Origin of the sequence: Sphingomonas segetis (genome assembly GCF_009720245.1) — a bacterium.
Taxonomy (GTDB): Bacteria; Pseudomonadota; Alphaproteobacteria; order Sphingomonadales; family Sphingomonadaceae; genus Sphingomicrobium; species Sphingomicrobium segetis.
The window spans coordinates 1-10,355 of sequence record NZ_WJSQ01000097.1 but is presented as its reverse complement, the minus strand read 5'-3'; the positions used below and the strand labels follow the sequence as shown (position 1 = coordinate 10,355).

Below are 10,355 nucleotides of genomic sequence, written 5' to 3'. Positions count from 1 at the left end.
CGCGTCCGTCTCGGCCGGGACGCCCTCCGGGACCATCGCCCCGCCGAGCTTGAGCAGCGCGCGGTTCGCGGCGCCGGCCCGTCCGCTTCGCGCCAGCCAGCGCGGGGACTCGGGAAGGGTGATCAGCACCAGCGGAAGCAGGACCAGTGGAATGGCTCCGAAGCCGAACAGCCACCGCCATCCCAGCTGGGGGATGATGAAGGTGCTCGAGATCGACGCGGCCGCGTAGCCCGACATGCACAGCCACTGGAAGATCGCGAAATAGCGGCCGCGCGTGGCGGTCGGCGCAAGCTCGTTGACATAGGTGATCGCCACCGGCAGCGCGCCGCCGATCGCCAGGCCCTGAACGAACCTGATGGCGAACAGGATTTCGGGATTGGGGCTCAAGGCGCAGCCGAGGGCAAGGGCGCCCATGACGACCACCGCCGCGATGAACACCGGCATCCGTCCGACTCGTTCGGCGAGCGCGCCGAGCATGATCGCGCCGATGAACTGCCCGATGTAGCCCGACGAGATGAGCGAGCCGATGACCGCCGGGCTCAGGCCCCATTCCTTGCTCAGCGACGGCATGACGTAGGCGATCGCGATGCTGTCCCAGGAATCGAACATCATGATCAGCCCGAGCAGGACGGGCGCCCAGATCCTTGCCCGGAAGCTGGTCAGGCGGTCGAGCGCTTCGCCGACTGCGGCCTCGGCCGTGCTCGCGGCGGAAGGCTCCGCGGGCAGCTCGTTCACGCCGACGCTCCCGCCGGCGCTGCCGCGGCGGCGACCCCGGGAAGCTCAGATCCAATGGCCAATGGCTCGCCCCCTCGCATCGCTGTTACCGTGCACACGCGGAGCATAAGAGCAAGCCGCGGCTGAACGCCAGATGAGAGGCATGGCAGGCCGCCTCCACTCCTTGCGGAGCCCGCCGGAATGCGCTGCGAGTATGCCTGAGAACGATGGCAGCATGTTATAATATTGTGTTCTCATATAGCCGATAAGGGATAGGCTTTCTCTTGTGGAGAGAGGGAAATCGCGGAATCCGGCCGGCGCTTTCGCGTCGTCGAGGATGCGGCTGCGCAGGTGCGCCGGGCCGCTTGCGGACCGGGCCGGGCGCTTGATCCTGAATGGCGGGCGCAGGGAGGCGCTCCATCGCGGGCGAGCGCAGTTACCGGTAACTCGCAAGGCGCGGAAGCTCGCCGATCCAGCTAAGCCATTGGAGGGGGAAATCATGCTCGGACGCAATATGTTCTTCGCGCGGTCGTCGACCCTGGCGCTTGCCGCCGCATCTTTTTTCCCGGCCTCCGCGGCTTATGCCCAGGCCACGCCCGCGACCGGCGCGGCGCCTCCCGCGGGTCCCCAGGCGATCACCAATCCGGTCGCGGCCGTCACCAACCCCCCCGCGCAGGCGGAGCCCGCGGCACCGGAGACGATGATCATCATCACCGGTTCGCGCGTGGGGCGGACGAGCTTCAACGCGCCGCAGCCGGTCAACGTGCTGAGCGCCCAGCAGATGGCCAATCAGAGCATCGCCACGGTCGGCGACGCTCTCAACCAGCTGCCGTCGTTCCGCGCCACCACGACCCCGAGCGCGAACCTCTACCGGGTCGGCGCAAGCGTCGCGGCCCGCACCATGGACCTTCGGGGGCTCGGGCCGAACCGGACCCTGGTGCTGGTGAACGGCCGGCGGCTTCCGTTCAGCAGCGACAACGGCACGGTCGACCTCAACCAGGTCCCGTCGATCCTCGTCGCGCGCACCGAGGTGGTCACCGGCGGTGCCTCGGCGGCCTATGGCGCCGACGCGGTCGCAGGAGTGGTCAACGTCATCCTCGACACCAAGCTCGACGGGCTCAAGGCCGAAGCGAGCGCCGGGACCAGCAAGTACGGCGACGGCAAGGAATTTTATGCCGCGGTCGCCGGCGGCAGCGGGTTCGCAGCGGACCGCGGCCACACCGTTCTCGGAATCGAATGGTACAGGCAGAACGGCATCGGCGACCTCGAGAGCCGGCCGTGGGGGCGGCGGCACGTCAATTATGTGTCCAACTCGGGCTGGCCGGGGAACGGCGACCCCGCGATCATCGTCTCTCCCGACGCCGTTTTCATCCTCACTCCGGGCTCGGTCATCACCGGCGGTCCGCTCGCCGGAACGCAGTTCGACGCCAGCGGCAATCCGGTCCCCTTCCAGTTCGGAAGCCCGAGGGGCGGCATCCTCCAGGTCGGCGGCGACCCGTCGATCACCGGCGCCTATCTGCTCGACGAGACGCCGCTGCTCGTCCCCAACCGGCACATCTCGCTCTTCAGCCATACGACCTACGAGATCACGCCGTCGGTGAGCGCTGTGCTCGAGGGATCCTATGCCTGGGTCAAGGGCGGGCCGACGAAGGACCCGCGGCCGTTCGACTTCGGCGTTCCGATCAAGCTCGACAATGCGTTCCTTCCGGACTCGATGCGGCAGCGGATGATCGACGCCGGAGTGACCTCGGTGCCGGTGAGCCGGTACAGCACCGAGCTGCCGCCGCAGAATGTCGGGACGAGCATCAACAAGACCTACAGGCTGATGTTCGGGCTCAACGGGAGCGTCTTCCGCAACTGGAACTGGGACGCTTCATACGAATTCGGGCGCAGCCACAGCGACACCGACGTGCTCGCCAACCGGATCACCTCGCACTGGAACAATGCGATCGATGCCGTCGCCGGCCCGGACGGAACGGTCGTGTGCCGCTCGACCCTGACCAACCCGGGCAACGGCTGCATCCCGATCAATTTCCTCGGAGTGAACCCGGAGAATGTCGCGGCGCTGCCTTATGTCTACGGCGATGGCTGGCAGACCCGCACCTTCAAGCAGCAGCAGGCCGAGCTCAACCTGCGCGGCTCGCTGTTCGATCTCGGCGCCGGACCGGTTTCGGTCGCGGTCGGCGGGAACTGGCGCCGGACCGACTGGCGCGGCGACGTCGACGACCTTTCGGCGGCGCACCTGTTCACCCAGAATTATGCGACCGGTCTCCCGGCCGGGAAGCAGGGCGTCACCGAGGAATATGCCGAGGTCAACATTCCGCTCCTTCGCGGACGTCCGGGAGCGCAGGCGCTCGAAGTCGACGCCGCGGTCCGCCACAGCCATTATACCGTCAGCGGCTCGGCCAACCCGTGGAAGCTCGGGGCCCTCTACCGGCCGGTCGACGGACTGATGTTCCGGGTGACCCGGTCGAACGACATCCGGGCGCCCGTGCCGAGCGAGCTGAGCACGCTCGAGACGTTCACCGCGCTGCCGCTCAACGATCCGCTGACCAAGTCGACCTATTTCATGAACGTGATCACGACCGGCAATCCCAACCTGAAGCTCGAACGCGCCAAGACGTTCACCGCCGGCGGCGTCATCCAGCCCGGATTTCTTCCCGGCTTCTCGGTGTCGCTGGACTACTACAATATCAAGATCCAGGATGCGATCGACGTCCTCAGCGCGGCGTCGACGATCAACCTGTGCGCCGCCGGCCAGCAGCAGCTCTGCCCGTTCGTCGTCCGCGACCCCGGCACCGGGCTGATCACGTCGGTCACGACGACCTACCAGAACCTCAGCGCGCTGCGCACCGCCGGCTGGGAGCTCGCCGCCGAATACAACAAGAATCTCGCGGACATTTCACCGGGCCTGTCCGGCAATCTGAACCTCGTGCTCAATGCCAATCGCGTCAATCACCTGACGACGATCAGTCCGGACGGAACCAAGGTCGAATATTCCAACTGGACCGGGAACCCGGGCTCGATCCAGAGCCTGCTCGGAGTCCCCAGGTGGCGCGCCAATTTCGTGACCACCTATTCGAACAGCCTGTGGCGGCTGACGGCGGCCATGCGCTACATCCCGAAAGGCATTCTCGACCCGACCAAGATCGGCGCCGAGCAGAGCGGCTACAGCCAGGCGCTACCCAACAGCGCCAATCTCAACCATGTCGACCCCGCCTTCTACCTCGACCTTACCGGAGGCATGTTCTTCAACGCGTTCGGCGGCAAGCAGGGCGAGGTCTATCTCACCGTCAACAATGTGTTCGACAAGAGCCCGCCCGACACGCTTCGGCTGTTCGGCAACCCGCTCTACTTCGATCCGATCGGGCGTTTCTACAAGGCGGGCATCAGGATTAAGTTCAAGTGAGTCGCGGCCCCTTCGCGGGGCGACCGGAGCAGATATGTACGACAAGACCGACCCTCGATCGACCCTTGCCGCCGCCGCCGGCCCGGGCGCCGGAGTCAAGCTTTCCGAGGCCCAGTACGGGCTGTTCTACGAGGACTCGCCCGCGGAGGAGGATTCGAACGGCCGCAGCTGGTACTCCCGCGGGCAGAATTTCGTAGTCGCCTACAGCGAAGCCGCGCCGGGAGCGGGGTTCGTGCGCGAGCGCCAGCCCGACGAGCATATGGTGCTCCTTCCCGACCGTGATACTCCGGCGGCCATCGACGCGGGCGGGCGGAGCGAGCGGAGCGACGGATTTTCGCTGATCATCATGCCTCCGGGGCCGAGCAGCATCACGCTCCCGAAGGGCGGCCGGATCGTCAGGATCTTCTCGAAGCGCGCCGGCGACATCGCCGCCAGATGCTCGAACGCCGCAGCCTACGAGACCCAGCAGCCGACCATTCCCGCGCTCGAGGACTGGCCCGAGCCCAAAGGCGGGTACCGAATCCGGGTCTACTCGCTCGACGTTCCGATCGAGCCGGGGCAGTTCGGGCGGATCTGGCGCTCGACCAACATGATGGTCAATGTCGCGCCTCTGCAGAAGGGCGCGCGCGACCTCGCCGAGGTCTCGCCGCATCATCATGACGATTTCGAGCAGGGCTCGCTCGCGCTGCTCGGAACGTGGAAGCATCACATGCGCTGGCCGTGGTCCACCGACATGAACGAGTGGCACGATGACGAGCACGTGACGACCCGGTCGCCCTCGCTCACCGTCATCCCGGCGCGGGTCATCCATACCTCGACCTGGCATTCCGAGCTCAACCAGCTCGTCGACATCTTCTCGCCGCCGAGGCTCGATTTCTCGCTCAAGCCCGGATGGGTCCGCAACGCGGACGAATATCCGCTGCCCGACAGCGTCGCCGCGACCGCATAGGACCCGGCCGTGTATCCGAAACCGAGTCTGATCGAACGCCTCGCAGCGACCGACGCCTTCCTCGTCGGCACCTGGGCCAAGATCCCGGCGCTCGAGACCGTCGAGCTCATCGGCCATGTCGGGTTCGACTTTGCAGTCGTCGACATGGAGCATGCCCCGCACAGCTTCCAGACCGCCTATCAGGCGATCGCCTTCGGCCAGTCGGCCGGCATGCCGGTGATCGCCCGCGCTCCCGACCGCAGCGGCTCGGCCGCGCAGCGGCTGCTCGACGCCGGAATCGACGGAATCCTCGTGCCCCGGGTCGAGACCGCGGAGCAGGCGGCGGACGTCACCGCCGCGATGGCCTTCCCGCCGATGGGGTACCGGGGCATGGGCTATACGTCGCGCGCCGGCCGGTGGGGGCTGGACAGCGCCGCGGAATATCTGGACCACGGGCGCAACCGGATCCTTCGCGGGATCCAGATCGAGGACATGGGCGCGCTCGAAGCGATCGACGATATCCTCCAGGCGCCCGCGCTCAACGCCATCTTCATCGGCTTCGGCGACCTCCAGCTGAGCTCCGGCCTGGCAGCATCCGATCCCAGGCTGCGCGGACTCGAGGCTAAGGTGCTCGAGGCTGCAAGCGCCCGCAACATCCCGTGCGGGACGGCGGTGCAGAAACCCGCGGAAGCCGTGCGCTGCCGCGACGCGGGCTACCGCTACGTGATGGTCAGCGCCGACACCACCTTGTTCGCCAACGCCGCGCGCGACCTCATCGACGAAACCCGGTCGGCGCTGCGCTGAGCGGCCCGGAAGAGGAGCCATGACCCAGACGCCGCATCGACTCTACGACTCGCACGCCCATCTCGTGTCCGACGACCTCGTCCGCTACCCGCGCAACCCGATCACCCTCGACCCGGCCGAAGGCACTCCGTTCGGGCCCGGCACGGTCGGCAAGCCCGGCGGGATGCACGGTCCCGACCCGGTCAACGAGAAGCCCACCGCCGAGCAGATGCGGGCATGGATGGCGCAGGAGAATGTGCTCGGCATCGCCGCGGTCCAGAAGGGGATGATCTACCGGACCGACAACAGCTACATCGTCGATGCCGCGGAGCTGTTCCCCGATTGCATGCGGGCGGTGATCATCGTCGACCCGCAGGCTCCCGAAACCCCGGCGATGGTGCGCGACCTCGCGCGGCGCGGGATCGCCGGGATCCGCTTCTTCGGAGTCAATGTGAAGGACAAGGGCAGCTGGCTGAGCTCGCCGGCGGCGCTCGCCGTGTGGGCGCTGGCGGCCGAGCTCGGCCTCGTCGTCGACATCGAGGCGCCGTCGGTCGGCGGGGAGGTCCTGATCCCGGTGGTCGAGGCGATGGCCGACCGCTTCCCCGAGCTCAGCATCGTCCTCGACCATATTTTCCTTCCCGACGTGGCCGCGCCCGGCTTCGGAATCGGCGCCGGGTTCGACGGCTTCGCCGCGCGGGCGAACATCTCGGTGAAGTTCACCTCGCTCAACATGGACGTGATCCGCGAGAAGGGGATCGCTCCCGAGGCCGTGCTTCGCCGGGCGGTCGATTTCTTCGGCGCCGACAGGGTCATGTGGGGGTCGGACATCGGCACCTCTTCGGGGACCTACCGCGAGCTGGTCCGCCGCGGCATCGACTCGACCGCGCTGCTCGCCGACGGCGAGCGCGGCAAGGTCCTCCACGACACCGGCCGGCGAATCTTCGCCGGATGGGACGGGACCCGGGACTGAGCCCGGGTCAGCTCCTCGCCGCCGGATCGGCGTCGAGCCGGACGATCCCGTCCACCTCGGCCCTGAACGCGGGATAGCGGGCCAGAACCAGCGGGTCGTGCCCGGGAACGATATGGTCGAGCGAGGTCGCAAGGGCGCGCATGCGGTCGTAGCCGGCGAGCATGTCAGCGACGTCGTCGACGACCGGGAACGGCCGGTAGTCCTCGAAATTGGCGTAGAAATGCGCGGCGTCCGAGCCGAGCACCACCCACCCGCGGCGGGTGCGGACGCGCGTGACCTGGAGGCCGCGGGTGTGCCCGCCGACGCGGTGCACCGTCAGCCCCGGCTCGATCTCCGAGTCGCCGTCGTGAAACCGGACCCGGTCGTCGAAGATGCGGCCGACCATCGCCGCGATGTCGGCCGGCTCGTAGGCGTGCCTCGAAAAGCCGTGGCACATGCAGCGCCCGGTGCAGAAGGCCATCTCGCTGTCCTGGACGTGATAGCGGGCGTTGGGGAACAGCTCGCGGTTTCCGGCATGGTCGAAATGCATGTGCGAGATGATGATGTCCTCGACCGCGCCCGGCTCGATGCCGATCGCCGCGAGCCCCTCCTCGACCGGCCGCACCAGCCGGCGGCCGCGCTTGCCGCCCATCGCGGCATCGAATCCGGTGTCGAGCAGATAGGTGCTTGTCGGACCGACGATCGCCCACACAAAATAGTCGAGCGGCATCGGCCCGTCATGTTCGTCGCCGTGGATGAAGTTGGCCGCTGCGTTGCGGTCGTGATGGCCATAGCGCACCGCATAGATCTCGAACTCGCTCACGGCTTCGCGCCCCCGATCTTGACCCCCGCCCATTCCTCGAACAGCCGGGCCATGTTGGTGAAGTCGCACTCGCCCCCGAAGCGCGCCGAAGTGACCGCGAGCAGGTTGCGCGCCATGCTGCCCATCAGCATCGGAACGCCCATCGCTTCGGCCTCCTCGAGGCACAGGGCGACGTCCTTCGACGACAATGCGGTGGAAAAGCCGAAGTCGAAGCTTCGCGACAGGACGGAGCGCGGGATCTTGTCGAGAGTCGCGCTGTTGCGCCCGCTCGACGCGTTGATGACCTCGAGCATCCGTTGCGGGTCGAGCCCGGCCTTCGCTCCAAGCGCCATGCCTTCGCACGACACCGCGAGCGCGACCACCGACAGCAGGTTGTTGACGAGCTTGGTCATCTGGCCCTGTCCGGGCGCTTCGCCGACATGGAACGTCCTTCCGAAATTCGCGAGCAAGGGCTCGACCCGTTCCCAGGTCTCGGCGCGCGCCGCGACCATGAGCGACAATCTGCCCGCGAGCGCTCCCGCCCGGCCGCCGCTGACCGGCGCGTCGGCGAAGAGGATTCCGGCCTCTCCGAGCCGCCTCGCGACCGATTGCGACATCCGCGGCCCCGAGGTCGAAAGGTCGATCACGATCTTGGGGCGCGCCTCGCGCAGGCCTCCCGGCCCGGCGGCGACCGCCTCCATCGCCTGCGGAGTCGGAAGGCTCATCAGGACGATCGGGCAGGACTGCCCGACCTCGGCGACCGATCCGGCCGCCTTCCCGCCGGCGGCCGCGAAGCTTTCGACCGCCTGCCGGTCGAGGTCGAACCCGGCCACCTCGTAGCCGGCGCCGACCAGCCGCGGCGCCATCGCGCTGCCCATGCTGCCAAGCCCGATGAACCCGACCCGTTGCTTCGTCACGTGCGTTTCGTCCTTCCTCAGCTTCGCGCGAGCCACCCGGCCTCGATCGGCAGGACCGCCCCGTTCATGTCGAGCCCCACCGGCCCGCACAGCATCAGCATCACCTCGACGACGCTGGCCGGCTCGACGAAGCGCCCGCTCGGCTGCTTGCCTTCGAGGAAATCACGTTCGGCCTGCCTCGAATCAACTCCGGTCCGCTCCTTCAGCTCGTCGATCCTCGCCTGGATCCCGGCGGTCTGGACGCTCCCCGGCATCAGGGCGTGGCAAGTCACGGGCGTGCCCGCAACCTCCAGCGCGACCGCTCGCGTGAAGCCCTGCAGGGCGGTCTTGGTGGTCACATAATCGACCCGGTTCACGGTCGCCCGGTGGCCGAACACCGAGGTCATGTTGAACACCCGTCCATAGCCCGACTCGAGCATCACCGGCAGCAGCCTTTTGGTCGCGACGAATGCCGCCGTGAGATTGACCGCGAGCGCCCGGTCCCATTCCTCGAGCGGGAAGTCGGCGATGGGCGCGAAATGCCGGACGACCGCATTGTTCACCAGGATCCCCACCGGCGACAAGCGCCCGAGCGCTTCGTCGAGCATCGCCGCCACCTGCCGCGGGTCGGCCAGGTCGGCCCTCAGATAGGGCACGGCTACCCCGCTTTCCTCCTCGATCTGCGCGCGCGTCCGCTCGCAAGCAGGCGCGTCCGCGACGTCGCAGACGATGACGTTGGCGCCGGCGGCCGCGAGGCCGCGCACCATCGCCGCCCCGAGCCCGCGGGCGCCGCCGGTGACCAGCGCGGTGCGCCCGGCGAGGAAGCGCCCGTCAGCCATTTGCGACGGTCAGCCCGGTGATTGCCGACGCATCGTCGAGCCGCTCGGCCGACAGCACGGCCTCGACCAGCCTGTCGGCATGGTCCGGAGCGATGGCGCCGTCGACATTCTCGCGGAACTTGGCGACGATGTCGGCTTCGCTCAGCGGGTTCTCCCTCGAGCCGCGGTTATGCTCCTCGATTTCCTCGAGCGAGGTGCCGTCGCCGAGCTCGACCCGGACCACCCCCTTGAACTGCCCGGGGCCCGGCAGCGACTCGTCGACCTCGTAGGCGACCCGGTCGGCGAGGCCGAGGATTTGCGGGTCGCGAAGCGACTGTTCCGAATAGCTGGTCCTTCCCAGCCGTCCCAGCGCGAACGCTTCGGCCAGCGTATATTGGAGGCTGACCCGGCCCTGCGAATCGGTCGCCGGCCGCCGTTTCTCCGCGGCCGGCTCGCAGACGATTCCGACGATATAGGGAGCGACCCTGCAGGTGATCCGGCGGACCGCCCCGGGCACAAGCGCCGAGCGCTCTTTCAGGCGCAGCAGCGCATCGATGTAGGGATGGATGACGTGCGCCGCCGGGAACGGCTTGAACGAGGCGTCGAGGCTGTCCCAGGTTGAGCCGAGGCCGCGGGTGAGGCGGTCGAGGTCGCGGTCCGAATTGCCGTCCTGCAGGTGCGATTCGAACAGTCCGAATCGGCCCTCGAAAATCTCCGCCGGGCCCGTCACTCCGCCGCGCGACAGGCCGGTCGCGACGATTCCGCTCATCGCCGCCCAGCCGGGATGGAGGAACTTGGTCTGGGTGCCGTCGGCCCAGCACTGGATCAGGCCCGAGGCGAGGCTTCCGACGATCCCCGCCGCGTGCCGCATCTGGTCGGCGGTCGAGCGCTCGAGGAAGCCGGCGAGCCACGCGGTTCCGAACGGGGCGAAGATTCCGGTCGGATGAAAGCCGCGCCGGTGCATTTCGCCGGGGGCGACCGAGCCCACCCGGCTCGAGAGCTCGTTGCCGATCGCGACCGCGGCAACGAGGTCGCGGCCGCTGGCGCCGCGCCTGT

9 protein-coding genes are annotated in these 10,355 nt (G+C 68.1%); 4 read left to right on the top strand and 5 right to left on the bottom strand.

Annotated elements, in window-relative coordinates; translation table 11 throughout:
- A partial coding sequence (locus GH737_RS10050; RefSeq protein ID WP_155264691.1) for an MFS transporter occupies positions 1-735 on the bottom strand: 735 nt, incomplete at its 3' end.
- A 478-nt stretch (positions 736-1,213) separates the two neighbouring features.
- Between GH737_RS10050 and GH737_RS10045 the strand changes: the two genes are divergently transcribed.
- Genes GH737_RS10045 through GH737_RS10030 form a run of 4 tightly spaced genes read left to right on the top strand, consistent with a single transcriptional unit; the run spans position 1,214 to position 6,804 of the window.
- On the top strand, positions 1,214-4,123 hold the full coding sequence (locus tag GH737_RS10045; RefSeq protein WP_155264690.1) for a TonB-dependent receptor domain-containing protein: 2,910 nt from the start codon (positions 1,214-1,216) through the stop codon (positions 4,121-4,123).
- Between the two features lie 34 nt (positions 4,124-4,157).
- Positions 4,158-5,072 (top strand): cupin domain-containing protein, encoded by a 915-nt coding sequence (locus GH737_RS10040; protein WP_155264689.1) that lies wholly within the window; start codon positions 4,158-4,160, stop codon positions 5,070-5,072.
- A gap of 9 nt (positions 5,073-5,081) precedes the next feature.
- Entirely contained in the window at positions 5,082-5,855 is a 774-nt protein-coding gene (locus GH737_RS10035; protein WP_155264688.1) for an HpcH/HpaI aldolase family protein, read from the top strand.
- A gap of 19 nt (positions 5,856-5,874) precedes the next feature.
- The gene (locus GH737_RS10030) at positions 5,875-6,804 is read left to right on the top strand and encodes an amidohydrolase family protein (RefSeq protein WP_155264687.1); all 930 of its coding nucleotides are present in this window, start codon (positions 5,875-5,877) and stop codon (positions 6,802-6,804) included.
- A gap of 7 nt (positions 6,805-6,811) precedes the next feature.
- Here GH737_RS10030 and GH737_RS10025 read toward each other — a convergent pair whose 3' ends face one another.
- The 4 genes from GH737_RS10025 to GH737_RS10010 all read right to left on the bottom strand — a co-directional run.
- Positions 6,812-7,606 carry an N-acyl homoserine lactonase family protein gene (locus tag GH737_RS10025; RefSeq protein ID WP_230558751.1) on the bottom strand — a complete coding sequence of 265 codons (795 nt, stop codon included), beginning with the start codon at positions 7,604-7,606 and terminating at the stop codon, positions 6,812-6,814.
- Positions 7,603-8,538, bottom strand: a complete 936-nt coding sequence (locus GH737_RS10020) for an NAD(P)-dependent oxidoreductase (RefSeq protein WP_230558750.1) — start codon at positions 8,536-8,538, stop codon at positions 7,603-7,605. The genes GH737_RS10025 and GH737_RS10020 overlap by 4 nt, the downstream gene beginning before the upstream one ends.
- On the bottom strand, positions 8,520-9,320 hold the full coding sequence (locus GH737_RS10015; protein ID WP_155264684.1) for an SDR family NAD(P)-dependent oxidoreductase: 801 nt from the start codon (positions 9,318-9,320) through the stop codon (positions 8,520-8,522). The genes GH737_RS10020 and GH737_RS10015 overlap by 19 nt, the downstream gene beginning before the upstream one ends.
- A partial coding sequence (locus tag GH737_RS10010) for an MmgE/PrpD family protein (RefSeq protein WP_155264683.1) occupies positions 9,313-10,355 on the bottom strand: 1,043 nt, incomplete at its 5' end. The genes GH737_RS10010 and GH737_RS10015, both read right to left, overlap by 8 nt.

Coding starts and splice junctions, on each gene's coding strand:
- GH737_RS10030 (WP_155264687.1), top strand. CDS start 5,875: ATGACCCAGACGCCGCATCGACTCTACGACTCGCACGCCCATCTCGTG.
- GH737_RS10045 (WP_155264690.1), top strand. CDS start 1,214: ATGCTCGGACGCAATATGTTCTTCGCGCGGTCGTCGACCCTGGCGCTT.
- GH737_RS10040 (WP_155264689.1), top strand. CDS start 4,158: ATGTACGACAAGACCGACCCTCGATCGACCCTTGCCGCCGCCGCCGGC.
- GH737_RS10015 (WP_155264684.1), bottom strand. CDS start 9,320: ATGGCTGACGGGCGCTTCCTCGCCGGGCGCACCGCGCTGGTCACCGGC.